Source organism: Pedobacter sp. PACM 27299, from assembly GCF_001412655.1.
Taxonomy (GTDB): Bacteria; Bacteroidota; Bacteroidia; order Sphingobacteriales; family Sphingobacteriaceae; genus Pedobacter.
The window spans coordinates 2,975,693-2,995,792 of the sequence record NZ_CP012996.1; the positions used below are offsets into that span (position 1 = coordinate 2,975,693).

The window sequence follows — 20,100 nt, forward strand, 5'->3', positions numbered from 1 at the left end:
ACTTTTGAACATGATCCGTTTTTATGCCCTATTCTACACCCTCTTTTTTTCTTGTAACATTGTCCTGATAGAAAATATAAAAATCACTGTTTGAATTTTTTATTTCACCACTTGTTTGGCCATCAAATTTTGCCTCTGATTTTAACAAAAAAACGAAGGAGGGCATAAAAGCACTTTGATGAAGGACGCCAAGTGTTTTGTTGTCACGAGTCACGCGGTAGTTCCGTTCATGTTTTGGGTCAGGGGCCGGATAGTAGGTAGTGATGGTGAATGTTAAGGGTTCAAGCCCGATGTTGATCGCTACCGATACGTTAAATATTTCTTCTTCTTGCTGCATTGCCTGTTGTGGTTTAGAGAGTAAACACCTGCCAGCCGAAATAGTTAGTCTAAATCGTACACTTTTTGAAAGCTGCCGTTCATTATCTGCCTTTGGCAGCTGGTTGATGGTTTATGATTTCGGGGCACCATTATTGGAAGCTTATGGAAAAACCTATGATAGCAATTGACAATGTACAACCTTTAAGCCCTGAAAGTTTATTTGAGCTTTTAAAAATGGAATTTCCTGCTTACGTGAATGAGCAGCTTGGTAGCAACCTGGCTGTGGAATTTGCTCGCGTTGCTGATATTGTGAATATTAGTTTCCCGGAAATTATTGACGGAAACGCTTACACGATTACAGTCGGGGACAATAGTCTCGAACTTACTGACCACACTACAGATGGTACCTACAATACCGAGTTGCTGGAACAACATCTCATGGAGTTTTTGACTTTAAAGGCAGGTTAATCTAACTGCTTTTTTCGGTTTATCCAGGTCGAGCTTTGCCGGTCGGGCCGCAGATTACTACAAACGACAGTAATGCAGATTTGTTTAGCGCCAGGAAAAATTAGTTTATTTTTCTGGCTGCTTTTTTAAAATAGGGGGGACAGTTGGGCTAGGGATTGCTCAAGCCTACTTAAAATAGCTGCCGGATCGCTTTATTTCATTTTTTTTGAAACTATATTTGCATATGTGTGTTGGCCCTATACCTAATTTCATTGTCAGTTTTTGCTTATTTAATTTGAAAGCTTATGCCGAATGTTGATGACCGCGTCTTGCTGTCATATGCCGAAAACGAACAGGTACTTAATCTGCTACCGATTCCGATTGCTGTATTGAAGGGCGATTTATCTATTATCAATTTTGCCAATGATGCGATGTTTGAGCTCTGGAAGCGTGACCGGTCTGTCGCAACGATTGGATTGCCATTAACCACGGCTTTTCCTGAGACCAATGATTCTTTTTTAGCGCAGATTCATCAGGTTTTTAAGACAGGGGATAGTTATAAGGATGAGGAGGTTTTACTGACCTTGAATGACAGCTCTGGCAAGTCTTATTCGATATTCATAGATTATACCTATAAGGCCATCTTTGCGGAAAATGGGGTGATCATCGGGATTCTGGTTACTGCACAGGACGTGACCCATAGGGTATCTGCCAAGCAATTGCTACAGGATACCACCCAGCGGTTGAAAGATTCAAATCACGCCCTGGCCTCCAGTAATGAGGAATGCCTGATGGCCATTGAAACTGCTAAACTGGGCACCTGGAAGTTATCAGCAGACCGCAGTGCGCTGAGTTTTTCAGAGAGAGGTGTAGAAATTTATGGTTTGGCTGAAGCGCAGGTTTCGCTGAGTTCGGCGCTTGACTTGGTTAGGGAAGATTACCGAGAGTCCGTAGACCAGAGTTTAAAGGAAGTCATGGATTCTGGGGAAATGTTTGAGCTGGAGTATCCCATAAGGTCTTTAAAATCCGATGAAGATCGTTGGATCCGTTTAACAGGAAGGGTGATGATGGATATACAAGGACATTCCACAATACTTAAAGGAACGCTGATGGACATCACGGGGCAGAAAATGGAGCTGATCCGTAAAAATGAGTTTATTGCTATGGCCAGTCATGAACTTAAAACACCGCTTACTTCACTCAATGGGCTGCTGCAACTGCTGAGCAGGAGACCTGAACTTAAAGCGGATACAAGTCTAGCAGAAATGATGGGGATGGCATTGTCTCAAATCAGGAAAATGACGAGTATGATCAATAGTTTTGTCAATATATCACGTTTGGAAGCTAGTAAGTTTGATTTGGATTTGACAGATTTTGATCTGGGGGAACTGGTGACTGAGCACTTGAATGAAGTTCGGGTTACCGCGCCGCGGCTCCAGTTTGTTCAGCAGGGGTGTAAGACGCTTAAGGTTAGGGCAGACCGGGTTAAAATTGGGGTTTTGCTGGCTAATCTGGTTGCGAATGCGGTCAAGTTTACTCCTCTTGGCAAATCCATTACAGTGAGCTGTTTTCAAAAGCCTGGTTATGTGGAAGTGAGTGTGATGGATCAGGGTTGTGGGATTGCTGAAAAAGACAGACATAAGGTATTTGAGCGCTTTAGCCAGATCGAGAATCCGCATGTCAAAAATTCGGCAGGTTTCGGTATTGGTCTGTTTTTATGTTCCGAGATCATTAGGCGTCATCATGGGGAAATCTGGCTAGAAGATAGTAAAGGTACTGGTTGTGATTTTCATTTTCGGCTGCCTGCTATCGATTAATCATGTATAGTTCATTAACAGAAAGCCTGTAACTCTCAACAAATGCTTATTTGTTGAAATTGAGTAGTCCGGGAAATCCGTATCCTCACGCATTAGGTTTAATAGAGGATGGCGCATGTGCTGACTTACCCATTGTAGGTGGGAACCCAATTTGATGATATTAAATTGATTGAAAAGCCAATTAGCTATTATAGGTCAAGTCAGTTTCTACTATTTGGTTTTGTTCATCATTTTATAGCTCGTTTATTTTTTTGCCCTGGTAATTTGTAAATCTGCTATGTTTGGGTTCGCCAACCAGTTGCTTTCCGTAAATGCTGTTGTGTCCGGAAAATAAATAGGCAACTACACAGGCTATGGCAATATATACACCACATTCACTACCAAATAATTCCATTGCCATAACCATGCAAGCCAATGGGGTATTGGTGGCGCCCGCAAAGACTGCAACAAACCCCATACCGGCCAAGAGTCCAGTGGGAAGCGGAATAAAGTAAGATAATGCATTACCTAATGCTGCGCCAATAAAAAACAAGGACGTTACTTCGCCTCCTTTAAAACCTGCTGCTAAAGTGATAACGGTGAATGCCATTTTTACGGCAAAGTCGTACGGAGGTAATTGCTGGTCAAAGGATGCAACGATTGTAGGGATCCCCACTCCAATGTACTTTGTAGTGCCAATGGCCCAAACAGCAAGTGCGATGATAATACCACCAACTAAAGGACGTAGAGGAGGAAATGTAATTTTTGATTTGAAGATGGAGTTGGTAAAATGGATTATTTTACTGAAAGAAGCGGCGCAGATACCGAATGATATTCCTGCTATAATTGCATAAATGATATGTAGCACAGAAATATCAGGAACAAGGTTGATGTGATAGTGTGTATGATGCGTATTCCAAAGTTTCGTTACCAGATCTGCAATGATTGCAGACGCAAACGCGGGAAAAATGGCGTTGTTGCCGGGCTCTATGTCCTTGCCCAGGTAATAATAGAGCAACCCTATAGCTAACCCACCAAAGGGTAGCATGGTAATGAGCCATAGATGGTTTTCACGGTAACTGGTAACCCAATCCAATGATTGTAGGAAACCTGCCGAGGCTGAACCAATACAAACACCAATTATTGAGCTAAGACACAGCCATCTCACTATATAGGGCATTGCTGGATAACTCCTGAAAAATGCACGAACTTGAATATTGATTTTAGTGCCGGATGATTTTTGTTGTTTTGTTGACATACTTTTCCTGATTAAATGTGTTGAACATTAAATTAACCAGGCGCCATCAGCTTTTTAGGGCGGTTCAATCAGGAAGACACCATTTCCTTTTCTGTGACAAATATAGTGATTACATCATATCAAATGATATCAAAGAAACGCATAATGTATACTTCTCAAAGCGAAAATTTAAGATACTGAATGTGCTGCCGTTTGATACCTTTTTTTCCATTTAACAAACTCATACCAGATTACGGAGAGAAATCCAATGCAGACGCTTATAGACAAGTGTATCAAGTCTGGTTGCTTGAATTCAAAGAATTTGGTTAATGGGCTGATGTAAAGTATAGCGCCTGAAATTAGTATAGTTGCAACAACAATCAGGTATACCAGGTTGTTGTTATACTTTATGGTTGTGAATAGTGAATAATAGAAAGATCTGTTGACCAGCGTGAGCAGTATATTTGCAGCTATTAAACAGGTAAATACCATGGCCCTTGTGAGTTGTTCACTATAACCATGTTGAACAGCAAGTTGATAAGTTATCAATGCTCCTGCGGTGATTATTAATCCCTGGATAATGCTTGTGGTTAATTCTTTCCTGTTGAAAAATGTTGTAGAAAAAGGACGCGGTTTTTGAAGCATGGTGTTTTTTTCTATCGGTTCATTTTCATAAATGATAGAACAGGTTGGGCCCATCACAAGTTCAAGAAAAATAATGTGAATAGGAGAGAAGATGTTCGGATAAATCCAACCCAATGCTAATGGAACGAAAACAGTTAATATGATAGGGATGTGAATAGAGATAATATATTGAATTGCTTTCTTCAGATTGGCATATATTCTTCTTCCCATTGCTATAGCATCTACCATTCTGGCGAGGTCGTCATCCAATAAAATCAATGAAGCTGCTTGTTTTGCTATTTCTGTTCCTCTTTTCCCCATAGCAATTCCTATGTGGGCTGCCTTTAATGCAGGACCATCGTTAACGCCATCACCGGTCATTGCAACGATTTCGTTCCTTGATTTTAATGCATTAATGATTTTCAACTTCGCGTCCGGGAACATCCTGGAAAATATATTGGTTTCCAATACAGCTTGCTGAAGTTCCTTATCAGACATTTTCATGAGCTGCTCACCAGTTATGCTTTTTTCAAATCCCCTGAATCCAATTTGCTTCGCAATGGCAATGGTAGTTGCTGCGTTATCACCTGTTACGATTTTAACGGTAATACCAGCCTGGTAGAAATCATTTAGTACTTTCTCAATATGTTGCTTAGGCGGATCGTAAAAAGCTACAATGCCAATAAATTTAAACTTGAATTTTTGCTGCTGATCTGGGAATTCTGATCCTTTAAAATCAGAGTTGCCCACAGCGAGGAGGCGATATCCTTCTGATGCAAGTAGGTTAACGGCTTCGGCGATCTTTTCTTTTTCTAAATTGTCAAGTTCCGATACTGCAATTAAGGCCTCCGGAGCACCCTTTGCTGCAATGATACGTAGGCCATCTTTATCTTCAAATAAATGGGTCATCATGGGAGGCTTTCCTCCCAAAGGATACTCATGAATCATTTTATACTGCTGCCGTTCATCATGAAAGGTGGTATTAGTATAACAATCGTGTAAGGCGACTTCCATTGGATCGAACGGAATAGGCTCACTGGCCCACATTCCAATTCGAACCAGGGCTTTTGCTGCATCTTCAAGATCGTGATCAGGAGCTATTATTTTATCGGAAGACAAGAGGTAAAGTTTAGCAAGACTCATCTTGTTTTCTGTAATTGTTCCGGTTTTGTCAGTACAAATCACAGTTGCGCTTCCGAGTGTTTCTACCGTTTTCATCTGTTTAACAACCACGCCCATTTGCATCATCCGCCATGCGCCCAAAGCCATAAAAGTGGTAAAAGCAACAGGTATTTCTTCAGGTAAAATACTCATTGCAAGGGTTAGTGCTTTTAAAAGACTATCTAGTAAATTGAAGGAATTGAAGTAATTAATGCCCCATACTATGCAGAAAATGACTGCACCAGCAATCACCATTTTTTTTATGAAATTGTTAATCTGTAACTCGAGTGGAGTTTTTTCTTCTTTGATATCTTCCAGGCTCTTACCAATTCTCCCTAATTTCGTGTCATTGCCAACAGCTGTAATCGTTGCAATAGCCAACCCACTTGCTACTGTTGTGCCTTGGAAAATCAGATGATCTTCAGTGTCCTTGTCTTTATATACAGTAAGGGATTCCCCCGTCAGTATAGACTCATCAACCGAAAAGTCATTGGAATGAATGATGCTGCCGTCAGCGGTGATGGAAGTGCCTTCTTCAACTATTAAACGATCACCAATGACTATTTCTTCGCTTTTAATTTCCTCAACCTTACCATCTCTGATGACTTTACAATTTGGTTGACTGTAAGTTTTTAACTTTTCAAGTGCATTCCGGCTTCTGGAGTCTTGATAAAGTGAGATAGCTGATACTAAAACGACAGCAGATGCCAGAAAAATGGCATCGCCAGATTTACCACTAATGATGTAGATAACTGCGGCGACCATTAGCAAGATGACCATAGGTTCTTTAGCCAGGTTTTTAATGGCATCTAAAAGACTATTTTCTTTTTTGTAGGTTAAACGGTTGTAGCCATTTTTTGATCTTGATGCAATGACCTCCTGTTTTGATAATCCCTGAATATTAAAGTTGCTTAAAGACATGTGTTTAGGATTGATACCTTAAAAATCGTGTATCTATCTGAACAAAAGCATGATGAACATCATCGTTTTAGATGATGAAGATTATAAGTAGAAAAAAAGGACAGAATAGAAATTCTACGCTGTTTTAACACCAAAAAAATAGCCCACAGCAGCAGTCATTAACATGGCTGCTGTTCCCCAGAAGCAGATTCTGACAACAGCTTTGCCTATATTTGATCCGCCGGCTTTTGCAGCTACAATCGCGGATATGGCTAAAAATATAATCGAAAAACCATATTGGTAAATGACCATTAAGTTTAGGGGGGCAAAGATGGAAACCAGCATTGGAAGCATACCTCCTGTGATAAATGAGGCCGCTGAGGCCAGAGCAGCTTGCATTGGTTTTGCCTGTGTGATTTCGTTGATACCCAATTCATCCTTGGCATGTGTACCCAGGGCATCATGGGCAGTGAGCTGTTCAGCAACCTGCATAGCCAGGTTTTTTTCGAGGCCTCTTTGCTGGTAAAGTTTAGCCAGCTCCCTCAGCTCAATTTCAGGCATATTTTCCAATTCCTGTTTTTCTCTTGTCAGATCGGCAATTTCAATGTCAGATTGTGAGCTTACGGAAACATATTCCCCAGCAGCCATAGACAGCGCACCTGCTACCAGTCCGGCCAGGGCAGCAAGAACTATTGGTTCACGCGTGGTACTGGCTGCTGCAATGCCAATGGCTAAACTGGTTGTAGACAGAATGCCATCATTTGCGCCTAAAACTGCAGCCCTCAGCCAACCGCTTCTGGTGGTGTAATGTTCCTCTAGCTTCATATGATATTTTGTTTCCCTAATGACATTAATTAATAGCGTTCTTCAGTGCTTTTGCCCAAGCAATGATTTTGTCTTTATCCTGAGTGGAAAGCACGGCTTTCCTGTGGACTAATGTGTAGGAACTTAAGGGCATTTCATCCTTTTCAATCACTTCAACTACTTCATCCAGCTTGTGCTTTTTCTTTTTAATATTATAAGTGTTGAACTGATCAAAGTTCAGTTCTTTTTTGCCATCATTGACATGGCTTTGCAGCCACCATGAAAACGGTTGGATCTGACTATACCAGGGATAGACCGTATTATTGGAATGGCAATCGTAACAGCTCGTTCGAAGCAGCAGCCCAATTTCTTTTGGAACCTGATAGTTTGCTTCAATTGCATTTGGCGATGCTGAGGCAGAGCTATTTCTTCCCCGTCTGAAGAGCTGGATCAAGAGCATCAGTACCGCAAAAATCAGTAATACTTTCCTGACCATGTCTTTATTGGTTAATGTTAACGATTTCCATTATTTTACTTTTAAATTTAAGGTAATGATGTTAGAAACCAAACCTGTTGACCTGCTATAATGTCCATATCTCAGTTCTAACATATTTAAGTGCTGCCAGCCAAATACACCATGTGGCGGTGCAAGCCGGATGCCGGCGCCATAAAAATCACTATTCAATGTAGATAGATCATAATCGCTGGTGAAATATTGAGATGATGGATCATGCTGTCCATAAGGTGCAAAATATTTGGTTCCCGTTTGTTTATTGTAGCGATAAAAAGGACTGAGAGAGATAAATGATGTCAGTTTAACCGGAACTTCTATTTCCGCTGTGTGTGCCCTGATGCCCCAGTTATCCATGAAATACCGGTAATATGTCCGGACAATCACCTGATCTGTAGCAAAATAGTTTAGTCTCGCAGCGATAGGCAATTTGTAACGTTGATCAGGCAGGTTTTCTGCTCTTAAAGAGCCATCTGTAAAATAATTACGTTGATATTTGGTGGCCAGCAAACCTTTTTGATAAGCAGGTTCAATGATAAGTTGCGCTTGTAGTTTTTGATTAATCACTTGTGAAAGGGCAAATGATGCACTGAACGAGTTTCTTGGACTGGATCCTTCACTTCTGGATTCGTGACCATTACCCAGACTTGCTGCGGATCTCAGTTCAATAGGTAAAATCACTTTCCAGGTATCTAAAAAAGCCTGTAGTTTAAAATCAAACTGGGTATTTTTATCTTTTGATAACCGGGTAAGGTTAAAGCCCGCACCTAATGACTGATAGTCATACTCAGTTGAAAAGGAGCCCGTAAATCCGAAAGCATTACCTGTTTTTTCATTACTATGTGTCCAGTTTAAAGATGGATAAATACGTGTATCAGCCATGGATGCAGAAGAAATCGTACTCGGATCTATCTTATCAGATGAAGCAGAGGTGTAATGATCTACGCCAAGTTCAAACAAGAAAGTATTCTTGTTACCTGCTTTGTTGTATTTAGACAATTGCAGATCAATGGTATTGGCAAAATCTGATAGTTTCTCTGTTCCAATACCACCGGTAACAGCCGAATTGTTGCCAGTTTGATGGTAATAGGCCGATACCAGGTTGATCTCGTCAATTTTAAGCTTTCTGCTTTGGTAATTACTGGTATCGGAAGGATTGGTTTTAATTTTAATTTGTCCATGGGCGCCTAAAACGCCGAGGAACAGCATGAGTACATGCAGATAAATCTTTCTCATGATTTCAGTTAGTTACAGCCACAACCACCACCGCTTTTGCCACCATTGGCCCCTGAACCTCCCTCCCTGTATAGTTGGAAACTCTGTTCAAATTTCTGGGCCGTTCGGGATGATAAAGCCATTTCAGCATCGTTAAGCTTGCTTTTTTGATAGGGTTTAACTGTTGCGCATGCGCTAAGCAGGCTAAGGATAAAAAATCCTGCGCCCAGTAGTACTGATATTGGAATGGAAGTTTTCATATCATTGTTTTACATTAATATTATTGGAGGTATACAAGCGGTCATGATCATCTATGATGATGCAGGCTACTTGTCGCAGTTGGTTGATCATGTCAAGGCCTACCTGTGTGCCCATAACGATTACGGGGGTAGCCAGGGCATCGGCCAGTTCGGCACTTGGGCAAATGATGCTTACACTTTTTATTCCACTAACCGGTAAACCAGTCTTTGGATCAATGGTGTGGGAATACCTGCGACCATTAATTGTAGCGTATTTTTCATAGTTGCCGGATGTCGCAATGGCCATATTGCTAATGTTGAGTGCTGAGAATGGACGGTCGCTTTGATCGGGGTCAGCAATACCAATAGTCCAGGGCTTGCCGGCCGATTGGTTTCCCCAGGTAACCAGATCTCCCGCAGCATTTACAATTCCATGTTCGATTCCCATACCTTGCAATACTTGTTTGGCCTTATCCGCAGCATAACCTTTTCCGATACCACCGAATCCGATGCGCATACCTTTATGTTTTAGCATTACATTAGATTTTTCAGGATCTGTCATTACATTCTGATAGTTGATGAGGCTTACGGATTGCAGCGCTGTTTCAAAATCGGGAAGGGAGGTCATATTCACATCAAAATTCCAGAGGCTTTTGTCGATAGAGCCATAGGTAATGTCAAATGCGCCCTGGGTAATGTCTGATATTTTTGATGCACGCTGGATCAGTGCAATCACCTCCTCATCGACCTCGACTGCCGCAATACCAGCATATTTATTGATCAGGCTGGTCTGACTGCTTTCTTTGAAGGTACTGAGTAAGTCTTCAATCCTTTTAACCTCTGTTACCGCTGCGTCAATTGCTTTTTCGCCTATAGATTCATTCTCCGCAATGACGGTGAACTCGAAACGGTTACCCATGAGTTTCAATACCCGGTTATAAGCTGAGTTTGGCATATCGTTAATTATTTGCCCGATTCATACTGGCGATTTGCTGAACAAATTTTTCAGGACTTTCATTCGGGTAGCCGTCCCATGACTTCAGAACTTTCCCGTTTTCATCTACCAGCAGGGTATAGGGAAATTTGCCATCCGGGTTATATTTTTCTGCCAGTGCCTCATTTAGTTTAACCTGGGCAGCGGAAAGCTGATTTTTCTTTTGACGCGGGAAATCTGCACGTAAAAGTATCAAATGATCTTTGGCGTATGTTTCAAATGTTTCTGATTCGAGGATTTCTTTTCTAAGACGAATGCAAGGGCCACACCAATCTGATCCTGAGAAATTAATTAAAATCAGTTGGTGACTGGTCTTGGCTTTTTGTTGTGCTTCGGTAAAGCTGCTTGTCCAGATCAATGAGCCTGGAAGCAAGGAAAATAATGTGATGAGCAGTAGTTTCATGGTATTAGCTATAAATTCTTAATGATGTTCCGGTTAACTGTGTGTGGTAAGTATTGAGAGGCTTTGATGCAGGTCCGTTGGTTACGGTACCACTTTCAGAAAAAGTAGCGCCATGATTGGCACAATAAAACCTGTTAGCGCTACCCTGATAAACCAAGCCATAGCTTTCATGCGTACAGGATCTTTGAACAGCAATATACGTCCCGGAAGAAGTCCGGGCTACAATAATGCCATTAGAGACCAGGTATCCCCCGTTTGTGTTTAAAACGGAATTAGCGGATAAGGATAGATCGAGTGTAAAGTCAATACCTGTTGGTCCAGAGGTATCAGTGGACGGTGAGTTGGAATTTTTAGAACAACCTGCGCAATTGATTAGAGCAAAGGTGGCTGCTGATAATCCGATACTGGCTAAAAAATCTTTTCTGTCCATGATCTTTGTTCATTAAATATTGAATCTAAGATCAAGGCGAATTCTGAAGACATTATGAAGTTACCTGTTAAAAAATGTTAAAGGATTGTCATCTGATTTCATTTTCAGGATTGTCAAAGCTGATCTTAAATTCGTGGTAGTCCTGCTCATAACCGTAACTCAGTTTATAGTTTTGTCTGAGGCATACCTGTTTTAAAATGGCCAGTCCCAGTCCGGTGCCTTCGGATGCATTGTCTTTATAAAAACGTTCGAATATCTTTGCGGGATGCAGCTCGCTTTGTGAGCTGGTATTGGAAAATAAAAGGCTATTTCGGGTTAAAGTAACCTGAATTGAGCCACCCTCATAATTGTGTCTGATCGCATTACTGAGCAGGTTATTAATCAATATTTCCATTAAGGAACGGTTTGCAAAGATGGAAAAGGGACTCATGTTGGTTTGGACTCGCAGATTTCTTTTTTGGATGAATTCCTGGAAATAAATTAGCTTCTCCTCAATTAATGCCTTTAGGTCGATATCTTCTTTGTCCTGAAGTTGGTTGTTATCAATCTTCACCAGAAGCAGGAGTGATTGATTTAATTTGGTCAGTTTTGAGGTGGCTTTATAAAGATCGGCCAGAATTTCGCTTTCTTCTTTACCAAGGGTATTGGATTGCAGCATGGTGTCGAGTTTTGAGTTGATGACCGCAAGTGGTGTCATCATCTCATGGGATGCATTTTCGGTAAATAGTTTGATCTCCCTGTAATCTGATTTGACCTTTAACGATACATCCAGAACAGCTTTGTTCAATTCCTTGAATTCTTCAATATTGGTTTGAATTGGCTCGAAGACTTTTTCCTGGTTAATGTTGAATGCTTTGATGTTGGTTAGCAATTGGCGAAACGGTAACCACATCCTTTTGATGAGTATTCTATTGACCAGCCACAAGATCAATAATAAAATAATTACCGGTAGTAAAATGATGAGGATAATGCTTTTAATTTGTTCCTGCCTTTCAAATTTCGAAGCAATGATCATGACCTGGTAGGGCTGTCCGTTTAAGTTGAGTTCTGTTTTCAGGTATCTTGCAGATTCCGTATGTTTCTTTTTAGGGTTATAGAAATTGGTGTCTGCAAATAACCTGCGTTTATTCGTTACCTGGTGTATTTTTTTATATTCAACAATGACATCATCAAAACCGTCTGGAGATGGAAGAATATTTTTAACGTGCGTAAAGTCCTCTACTTCGAGGAGTTCCTCGAAAAGATGGTCATCAATTTGTTTGTTGAGGTATTGTCCGAGCGTTTGATAAAAAAGAAATCCTATTACCAGTAATCCTGTGAGTGTAATGATAGACAAGATCCTGTTATAGCTGCTGAATAACTTCATACATCTGCAAATTTATAACCTACTCCGTAAACCGATTGGAAATAGTCTTTACAGCCGGAATCTGTTAGTTTTTTTCTTACATTTTTAATATGGGTATAAATGAAATCGAAACTGTCGGCCATATCTGCATCGTCGCCCCAAATGTGCTCTACTGCTGCTGCTTTTGAAATTACTTTGTTTTTGTTGGCGATGAAGTATAACAGGAGATCAAATTCTTTTCTGGTCAGGTATACCGTTTTTTCATTTACCTTAGTTTCCTTTGCGGTGGTGTCAATTTCTATTTCATTGAAATGGATGATGCTGTTTCCGTTGAAATGTCGGCGTCTTACGATAGATTGTATCCTTGCATAAAGCTCAGACAGGTGGAATGGTTTTATCAGGTAATCATCCGCACCGAGGCTCAGGCCTTCAATTTTCTGATCCAATGAATTGCGTGCGGAAATGATCAGCACACCATCTGTTTTATTAATTTTTTTAAGATACTTTAATAGCTGAAGCCCTTCTCCATCGGGTAGGGTCAAGTCCAGCAATATGCAGTCATAATCATAAATTGATAACTTTTGATAACCTTGCTCATAAGTAGCAGCATGATCACAAATGTTCCCTTCAGCCGTCAGATATTGATCAATACTTTTTCTTAAGCTTTCTTCGTCTTCAACAATTAGAAACTTCATGATATAAATATGGTGTTAAAATCTGAAGACTCTTTGAAGTTCTCTATAAGTTATAATAGGTACTGACTTAAAATTGATTTAGATCAATACTGAATTGTTTAAAGATGGAACAGAATCCTTCGGGTCACAGTACCTTTATGTTCAATGTCCATCAAGTACTTCATCATATTATGTTCGATTTACCCTATTTAGAAGTTTGTGCCGAAATGTTTGAGCGTAAGTTCAAAAATAGAGTGCTGCTAAGGCTGGATATTCCGCATAAGAAATATATAAACGTTTCGATTACGGAGCTGACTGATAGTTTGATTGGAAATGATTTAAAAAAAGTATGGCGTGAAGGTCTTTCTCTGTGCTTTCAATTTAGGAATCATGCTGTTCTGGAAATGTGTTTATCGGCTTCTGCAGAATTGTTTGTGGTTACGTTAGATCAGGAAGATAAAGCTGGTTTAATGGATTTGTATTTTAGCGGGGGGCAAATTCTATCTGTTAAAGATACTCAGCATTTGTGTAAGTTTCGTTTGAACCCTATACATACGGCTGTTCCGGATGTTTTGAGTAAGGAAATTACTGTGGAATACTTAGTCGATCTATTTGCTAATCGTGCGGAAGAAATTAAATGCGTATTGGTGGATCAAAAGTTGATTAGGGGAATCGGAGAGGCTTATGCTGATGAAATTCTTTGGTATGCAGAAATCTCTCCTTTTTCTATAGCAGGTAAAATCCCCTTAGATAGTATAAAAGTACTCCATAAAACAATTAAATATGTTTTATTGGATGCCATCAAAGAAGCAAGAAAGATAACCTCTTTGAAATTTAGTAAAGTAGGGGCTGATTTGTTGATAATTCACAATCCGGGTAAAAAAAATAGTCCAACCGGTTGGACTATTAAATTGAAAGTTATATCGGGTATAAAGACATATTATACGGATGAACAGCACCTATATATGTAGTGTTTTATGATTGTTTTTAGATGTACTTAAAATAAGGTTTTGAGATAGAATGGATTTTGTTTAGATATTCTCCAGTGCAATCCTTTGGCAGGTTGCTGTATTCTTAAAATAGGAAACAGTAAGCCCCGTTACTTTTTTAAACTGGCGGGAGAGGTGAGCAACACTACTGTAATTTAACAGATGGGAGATTTCGGTAAGATTAAGTTCTTTATAAAGGATAAGTTCTTTTACCCGTTCAATTTTATGTTTAATGATATAATGCTCGATTGTTAACCCTGTTTGCTGTGAAAATACATTGGCCAGGTAAGTATAATCATGATGAATTTTCTCGCTGATGTAATTAGAGTTTTTGATTTTTGGCATTTCAATATTATGATGAACCATATCAATAATTGTGTTTTTTATTTTCTCTATTAACATTTCTTTCTTATCAGATATCAATTCGAAACCTAATTCGAGCAAGGCACATCTTAACATTTCGAATTGTCGCTGAGTTGGATTTTCTTTGGTCTCCACTTCTCCAAGATCTATATGGCTGTAACCTAAACCAACCTTGTCCAGTTCTAGTTTCACCGCCATTACACAACGATTACTAACCATGTTTTTAATATGTAATACCATTCTGATTTTTTATGGAATCATTGTGAATCTCAATTTGCAACTAAAGCTATTTTAACAAAACTCAGGATTTAATCGGATATCCGAAATGATAGCCGTCTTGATTATCATGATGGTCATCATGATTACAGGTGATGCAGATAGTCCACTTTAGTGTGAATTGTGCAACTGTTCTCCATAAATGTATAATGATGTTGGTGTGAAATAGGGCAACCTTTGAGGTGTGAAATATTTCACACGAAAAGGCATTTATCATGAAAAACAACGAAACATTGCAAAAAGATGTTCAGGATGCAATAAAATGGGAACCATTATTACATGCGGCTGAAATTGGTGTTACCACTAATGATGGTGTAGTTACCTTAACCGGGATAGTGGACAGTTATGCTAAGAAATCTGAAGCAGAGGATGCGACAAAAAAGGTTGCAGGTGTAAAAGCGGTAGTAGAGAGAATAGAGGTGAAGTATCTTGGTTCAATCCATAAAGAAGATGAGGAGCTTGCTAAAGAAGTTTTGAATGCTTTAAAATGGAACTGGAAGGTTCCCGGAGAAAAAATTACAGTTAAGGTTGAAAATGGTTGGATAACACTCACTGGAACGATTAACTGGAACTATCAAAAAGAGGCCGCAAAAAACGCGATCAAAAACCTGTTAGGAGTGAAGGGGGTGACCAATAACATTACAATTGAGTCTGAAATTCATGATGCAGTGGAGAAAAAAGAAATTGAAAATGCAATTGACAGGAACTGGTCGATAAATAACAAAGATATACAAGTTAAAGTTTCTGGTAACCATGTAACATTGACAGGAACTGTGAATTCTATTTATCAAAAGGACGAGGCCCAGCGAATGGCTTGGAATGCACCTGGTGTCTGGTTTGTAGACAATGAAATTGAAATTGAATACGATTATTCATTAGTTGACTAAATATAGAGCGGGAGTTTAAGCTCCCGTTTTTTTGAAAATATGGGAAAATTAGAAAATAAGGTGGTCTTCATCACCGGAGGAAATTCAGGTATTGGAAAAGCCGCAGCGCTTGAAGCCGCAAGAGAGGGCGCGACTGTTGTTGTGGCTGATCTTGAAGGTAAGGATCATCTTGAAACGCTTACTGAAATAAAAGCACTGGGAGCCAAATGTATGTTTGTCCCAATTGATGTGTCAGACGTCGAAAGCGTTAAACTGGCTATTCTTACTACGGTCGCAGAATTTGATAGATTGGATGTCGCTTTTAATAATGCAGGCATTGGGGGTACTTATTCGGGGATACATGATATGCCGGAGGCCACTTGGGATAGGTTGATCGCTGTGAATTTAACCGGGCAGTTTTATTGCGTCAAGTATGAACTGCAACAGTTTTTGAAACAGGGTGGGGGCGTGATAGTAAATATGTCTTCTCTTGGCGGACTGAAAGCAGAACATGGTTTAGTCCCTTATACTGCGGCCAAACATGGTGTGTTGGGCATTACCAAAAATATAGCTGTTCAATATGCCGCGCAACACATCAGGGCCAATGCACTTTGTCCTTATTATGTGGAAACTCCTTTATTGGCTTCTGCTCCTGAAGCAACTCATCAGGCATGGATTGATGGAACCCCATCTAAGCGTCTTTGTACACCTGAAGAGGTGGCTAAAGCATTTATTTATTTGGCCAGTGATGATTCCAGTTATTGTAACGGAACACAAATTATCCTGGATGGGGGAGTGATGGCTTAATCAGTTCTTCATTTTTGCAAGCCGTTCCAGATCCAATACCGTAATGGTTGTCCCATCCCGTTCAATTAGTTTTTCATCACGGAAATCTGACAGGGTTCTGCTCACAGTCTCAGTAGCCATGCAAGCCATGGCTGCTAAATCTTCACGCGTAATGCTGAAAAAGTCGTTTTTTATAATCTGTTGATGATATAACCGGAGAATGGCTCCGGCCATTTTTTTTCTAACTGAATCATAAGCTAATTGGAGGAGCTGTTCTTCTTTTTCCCGGTTATCATCGGATAAAAGATGAATGAATTTTCTTGCTACTTCAGGGTAAAGGTCAATGACTTTATCCAGTTCTTCAAGAGGGATCAAACAAAGTGTACTGTCGTCCACCGCGGTAGCAGTGTCAGTATAAGTGCTTTTATTTAACATCGCATTGATGCCGAGGTATCCTCCGGTTGCATACATACCTGTCATTAATTCACGACCGTCTGTCGAAAGTTTGATGGTTTTGATCTTGCCATGAATGATCAGATAAAGACCTTTGCTGTGATCGGCCTCATAATAAACGATTTGATTTTTTTTGAATTCACGGCTTTTATGGCCTGCTATGATCTTGGCAAATTCTGCCAAACCATCTATTTTGGCTACCAGTACTTTGAATTCATCAGTCGTGTTTTGGTTCTGGAGTTGCAGATGGGCTTTTTTTCTTAGCCTGACTTCTATGGCATTGAGCAGTTCAATGTCATCAAATGGTTTGGTTAGATAATCATCAGCACCCATCTCCATTCCCTTACGCAGGTCATTGTGATCCGCTTTGGCCGTCAGAAAAATGAAAGGAATAGTGGAGGTCTCTGTATACTTATTGAGCATATACAATACCCCGTACCCATCTAGTTCAGGCATCATGATATCACAGAGAATGATGTCAGGAATATGTTTTAAAGCCATCTCCACGCCAATTTTGCCATTGTCAGCCTCAAAAACAGTGTATTTGGCCATTTCCAGGATCTCAACTATGTTTCCCCTTATGGCGTCGTGATCTTCAATGATCAGTATTTTTTTGTTCATGATTGTGGAAATGTGAGGGTGAAAAGCGTACCCCGGTTAATTCTGCTTTTGAAATCGAATTTACCGTTCATCAGATCGGTATATCTGGAAAGTATACTTAATCCAAGTCCGTTACCAGAGATCTTTCCGGTATTGTGTGCCCGGAAAAATGGCTCACAAAGATGTTTCTGGTCTTCGACTGGGATTCCAATGCCATTATCACAGATCCTGATCGTACAGTTATTCTCATTGATTTTGGTGTAGAATTGTATGGAACTTTCTTCTCCAGAATATTTTATAGCGTTGTCAATAAGTATAACGATGCAGTTTTTTAACAAGGTCTGGTCTAGGGTAATCATCAATTCCGAGCCCCTGTGTACGTGTACTATTTTTTGACTACCCTTTAAAACGATTTGCATCTCTTCAGTAATTTCTGTCGCAAATTCAGCCAGATTGAAATGATTGAATTTAGGCTGTACTTTCCCGGTATCTAATTTTTCAAGGGATAGGAAATCATTTAGGATTGCAGTAACATTCAGAACGGCATCTTTTATTTTGTCTACGTGTTTGATGATATGAGGGTTGTCAAAAGGAAGCGCATGCCTTTCAATAAGGGATGCGGAAAGCTGTACCATACTCAAAGGTGTCCGGAATTCATGTGATGCAATAGAAACAAACCTGCTTTTCAGCTTACCTAATTCCTGTTCTTTTGCCAGTGAGAGGCTCAGCTCACGTTGAGTTTGTTCCAGGGCAGAAACAGTATGGTGTAAGTTTTCAAGAGATAGATTCAATTCAGTCTTGGTTTGCTCTAAGGCTTCAACCGTTTCCCGAAGAGAAAGCGTTCTCTCCTGTACCTGATCTTCCAATAAAGCTGCATAATCCTGGAGTTGCGATTCGGCTTCTTTTTCCCGGCTCAAGTCATGAATAAAACCAGCATAAATGATCCTTCCTGAGTACTTAACTTCACTTACACCCAAACGAAAAGGAAACGTACTCCCATTTTTTTTCAAACCTGTCAATTCTCTACCAACACCAATAATGCTGGCTTCACCGGTTTTTTTATAGCGAAAGAGGTACCCATCATGGTGTCCCCGGTCTGGTTGCGGCATTAGTTCAGATACGTTCTTTTTAACTATTTCCTGTTCCGTGTAACCAAAAAGTTTGCAGGCTGAGGGATTAATGGACTCAATTATCCCCTGGTCATCTATGGTAATCAGACCGTCTATCGCATTGTCGATGATCGCTTTCAGCAGAACGGTGTTTTCCATAAAATTGTGGTTAAAATTAACATTAACCTCTTCTATATCTACAATCTGAAGGCCATTTTGTTTTGATTACTTCCTGGCTGATGATCTTCGTCACGAGTTGTCTGGTGTTTGATCATGTTGTAGAAATATCTCAATGACTAGATTTGAATCCAAACGATTTGTAGATCAACTCAGGTTCACAATAGTGTGATATAAAAATGGAAGAGTCAAATACTGCAGGTAGTTTTATTCTGGTGCTCAATTCGGGGTCTTCCAGTCTGAAATTTAGTCTGTATCATCAATACAGTCTTGAATTGGAGTGGTCAGGATCCATAAATGGAATTGGTGATAAACAAGCTAAATTGGAGATACATGATGCGGGAGCTGAACTTTTGCTAAGTGAAGAGACCTCATGTCTTAATCTGGAAATTGCCGCTGCCAAGTTGATCAACAGGTTGGATTCCTTATCCGGCAAATATTCAATCCAGAGCATCGGTTATCGCTTGGTACAGGGCGGCCCTGCACATAGAATGCCTGAGATCATCAATGACGATTTGATCAATGTCCTTGAAACTTACACTTATCTTGCACCTAATCATCTGCCTACTGAAATACAGCTGATTCGTATTTTTCGGCAAACTTTCAAAAATGCCATTCATATAGCCTGTTTTGATACATTTTTTCATCAGAATATGCCCTCTGCTGCTAAGTTCTATGCTTTGCCAAGAGTGTATCGGGATCAAGGCTTGATGCGTTACGGATTTCACGGACTTTCTTATGAATACATCTTACAGAAGCTCCAGAATGAAAATGATAGCATTGAGAAAAAGAAAATAATTATTGCGCATTTAGGGAGCGGAGCGAGTATGGCTGCAGTTTCTGGTGGTATCAGCCAGGAAACAACAATGGGGATGAGCCCGATAGGAGGACTGGTCATGAGCACACGATCAGGTGATCTGGATCCTGGGGTTATCTTGTTCCTGTTAAGGAAATACCAGATGACACCTGTGCAGCTGGACGAACTGTTTAGTCAGGAATCTGGGTTGAAAGCAATCGCAGGTACAGGAAATATGCAGCAGTTAATCGAGGATAGGTCTTTGAATCCTCGGGCTCAGGAAGCAATTGAGGTATTCTGTTATCAGGCGAAAAGGCAAATTGCTGCATTGGCAGCAGGTTTAGGCGGATTGGATATGTTGATCTTTTCTGGAGGTATCGGAGAAAATGCTCCCCTTATCCGTGAACAGATCTGCAAGGACATGGGGTTTATGGGTATCAGCTTACACCCGGCGCTTAATCAGAACGGAGAACATATCATTTCTACTTTGGATAGTAGCGTTAGCATTCAGGTAATCAAAACAAATGAGGCCTGGATGATTGCAAAACATACTGGCTATATCACGAACACTAACTAAAAATTATCTT

Annotated in this window: 21 protein-coding genes and 1 riboswitch; of the genes, 6 read left to right on the top strand and 15 right to left on the bottom strand. The window is 40.2% G+C overall.

Annotated elements, in window-relative coordinates:
• Positions 1 to 28 precede the first annotated feature (28 nt).
• Entirely contained in the window at positions 29 to 337 is a 309-nt protein-coding gene (locus AQ505_RS12450; protein WP_062548481.1) for a hypothetical protein, read from the bottom strand.
• 143 nt (positions 338 to 480) lie between these two features.
• Between AQ505_RS12450 and AQ505_RS12455 the strand changes: the two genes are divergently transcribed.
• Together AQ505_RS12455 and AQ505_RS12460 are read left to right on the top strand one after the other, a co-directional pair.
• The gene (locus AQ505_RS12455; RefSeq protein ID WP_231635087.1) at positions 481 to 786 is read left to right on the top strand and encodes a hypothetical protein; all 306 of its coding nucleotides are present in this window, start codon (positions 481 to 483) and stop codon (positions 784 to 786) included.
• Between the two features lie 284 nt (positions 787 to 1,070).
• The gene (locus tag AQ505_RS12460; RefSeq protein WP_062548482.1) at positions 1,071 to 2,582 is read left to right on the top strand and encodes a sensor histidine kinase; all 1,512 of its coding nucleotides are present in this window, start codon (positions 1,071 to 1,073) and stop codon (positions 2,580 to 2,582) included.
• Between the two features lie 232 nt (positions 2,583 to 2,814).
• On the opposite strand, the gene AQ505_RS12465 is transcribed toward AQ505_RS12460, so the two are convergent.
• The 11 genes from AQ505_RS12465 to AQ505_RS12515 all read right to left on the bottom strand — a co-directional run bounded on the left by AQ505_RS12465 (position 2,815) and on the right by AQ505_RS12515 (position 13,119).
• Positions 2,815 to 3,819: a chloride channel protein gene (locus tag AQ505_RS12465; RefSeq protein ID WP_197286371.1), complete on the bottom strand. Its 1,005-nt coding sequence runs from the start codon at positions 3,817 to 3,819 to the stop codon at positions 2,815 to 2,817.
• 30 nt (positions 3,820 to 3,849) lie between these two features.
• Positions 3,850 to 3,915, bottom strand: a riboswitch (Fluoride riboswitch).
• Between the two features lie 72 nt (positions 3,916 to 3,987).
• Positions 3,988 to 6,504, bottom strand: a complete 2,517-nt coding sequence (locus AQ505_RS12470; protein ID WP_062548483.1) for a cation-translocating P-type ATPase — start codon at positions 6,502 to 6,504, stop codon at positions 3,988 to 3,990.
• A 114-nt stretch (positions 6,505 to 6,618) separates the two neighbouring features.
• Entirely contained in the window at positions 6,619 to 7,308 is a 690-nt protein-coding gene (locus AQ505_RS12475; RefSeq protein ID WP_062548484.1) for a VIT1/CCC1 transporter family protein, read from the bottom strand.
• Between the two features lie 25 nt (positions 7,309 to 7,333).
• Positions 7,334 to 7,783, bottom strand: a complete 450-nt coding sequence (locus AQ505_RS12480; protein WP_062548485.1) for a heme-binding domain-containing protein — start codon at positions 7,781 to 7,783, stop codon at positions 7,334 to 7,336.
• Positions 7,784 to 7,813: 30 nt separating this feature from the next.
• On the bottom strand, positions 7,814 to 9,034 hold the full coding sequence (locus AQ505_RS12485; protein ID WP_062548486.1) for a DUF3570 domain-containing protein: 1,221 nt from the start codon (positions 9,032 to 9,034) through the stop codon (positions 7,814 to 7,816).
• Between the two features lie 8 nt (positions 9,035 to 9,042).
• Positions 9,043 to 9,273: a DUF4266 domain-containing protein gene (locus AQ505_RS12490; RefSeq protein WP_062548487.1), complete on the bottom strand. Its 231-nt coding sequence runs from the start codon at positions 9,271 to 9,273 to the stop codon at positions 9,043 to 9,045.
• Position 9,274: 1 nt separating this feature from the next.
• Positions 9,275 to 10,207: an FAD:protein FMN transferase gene (locus AQ505_RS12495; RefSeq protein WP_062548488.1), complete on the bottom strand. Its 933-nt coding sequence runs from the start codon at positions 10,205 to 10,207 to the stop codon at positions 9,275 to 9,277.
• A gap of 4 nt (positions 10,208 to 10,211) precedes the next feature.
• Entirely contained in the window at positions 10,212 to 10,649 is a 438-nt protein-coding gene (locus tag AQ505_RS12500) for a thioredoxin family protein (RefSeq protein ID WP_062548489.1), read from the bottom strand.
• A 4-nt stretch (positions 10,650 to 10,653) separates the two neighbouring features.
• On the bottom strand, positions 10,654 to 11,079 hold the full coding sequence (locus tag AQ505_RS12505) for a QcrA and Rieske domain-containing protein (RefSeq protein WP_062548490.1): 426 nt from the start codon (positions 11,077 to 11,079) through the stop codon (positions 10,654 to 10,656).
• Between the two features lie 88 nt (positions 11,080 to 11,167).
• The gene (locus AQ505_RS12510) at positions 11,168 to 12,445 is read right to left on the bottom strand and encodes a sensor histidine kinase (RefSeq protein ID WP_231635088.1); all 1,278 of its coding nucleotides are present in this window, start codon (positions 12,443 to 12,445) and stop codon (positions 11,168 to 11,170) included.
• Positions 12,442 to 13,119, bottom strand: a complete 678-nt coding sequence (locus tag AQ505_RS12515; protein WP_062548491.1) for a response regulator transcription factor — start codon at positions 13,117 to 13,119, stop codon at positions 12,442 to 12,444. The genes AQ505_RS12510 and AQ505_RS12515 overlap by 4 nt, the downstream gene beginning before the upstream one ends.
• A 104-nt stretch (positions 13,120 to 13,223) precedes the next feature.
• Between AQ505_RS12515 and AQ505_RS12520 the strand changes: the two genes are divergently transcribed.
• The gene (locus AQ505_RS12520; RefSeq protein WP_062548492.1) at positions 13,224 to 14,069 is read left to right on the top strand and encodes a DNA-formamidopyrimidine glycosylase family protein; all 846 of its coding nucleotides are present in this window, start codon (positions 13,224 to 13,226) and stop codon (positions 14,067 to 14,069) included.
• 60 nt (positions 14,070 to 14,129) lie between these two features.
• On the opposite strand, the gene AQ505_RS12525 is transcribed toward AQ505_RS12520, so the two are convergent.
• On the bottom strand, positions 14,130 to 14,690 hold the full coding sequence (locus AQ505_RS12525) for a helix-turn-helix domain-containing protein (RefSeq protein ID WP_062548493.1): 561 nt from the start codon (positions 14,688 to 14,690) through the stop codon (positions 14,130 to 14,132).
• 251 nt (positions 14,691 to 14,941) lie between these two features.
• On the opposite strand from AQ505_RS12525, the gene AQ505_RS12530 reads away from it, so the two are divergent.
• Entirely contained in the window at positions 14,942 to 15,613 is a 672-nt protein-coding gene (locus AQ505_RS12530; RefSeq protein ID WP_062548494.1) for a BON domain-containing protein, read from the top strand.
• Positions 15,614 to 15,652: 39 nt separating this feature from the next.
• Complete coding sequence (locus tag AQ505_RS12535; protein ID WP_062548495.1) at positions 15,653 to 16,399, top strand: SDR family NAD(P)-dependent oxidoreductase; 747 nt, start codon at positions 15,653 to 15,655, stop codon at positions 16,397 to 16,399.
• On the opposite strand, the gene AQ505_RS12540 is transcribed toward AQ505_RS12535, so the two are convergent.
• Entirely contained in the window at positions 16,400 to 17,452 is a 1,053-nt protein-coding gene (locus tag AQ505_RS12540; RefSeq protein ID WP_062548496.1) for a response regulator, read from the bottom strand.
• Positions 17,449 to 18,699, bottom strand: a complete 1,251-nt coding sequence (locus tag AQ505_RS12545) for a PAS domain-containing sensor histidine kinase (RefSeq protein ID WP_062548497.1) — start codon at positions 18,697 to 18,699, stop codon at positions 17,449 to 17,451. The genes AQ505_RS12540 and AQ505_RS12545 overlap by 4 nt, the downstream gene beginning before the upstream one ends.
• 197 nt (positions 18,700 to 18,896) lie before the next feature.
• Between AQ505_RS12545 and AQ505_RS12550 the strand changes: the two genes are divergently transcribed.
• Positions 18,897 to 20,090 carry an acetate/propionate family kinase gene (locus tag AQ505_RS12550; RefSeq protein ID WP_062548498.1) on the top strand — a complete coding sequence of 398 codons (1,194 nt, stop codon included), beginning with the start codon at positions 18,897 to 18,899 and terminating at the stop codon, positions 20,088 to 20,090.
• Positions 20,091 to 20,100: the final 10 nt, after the last annotated feature.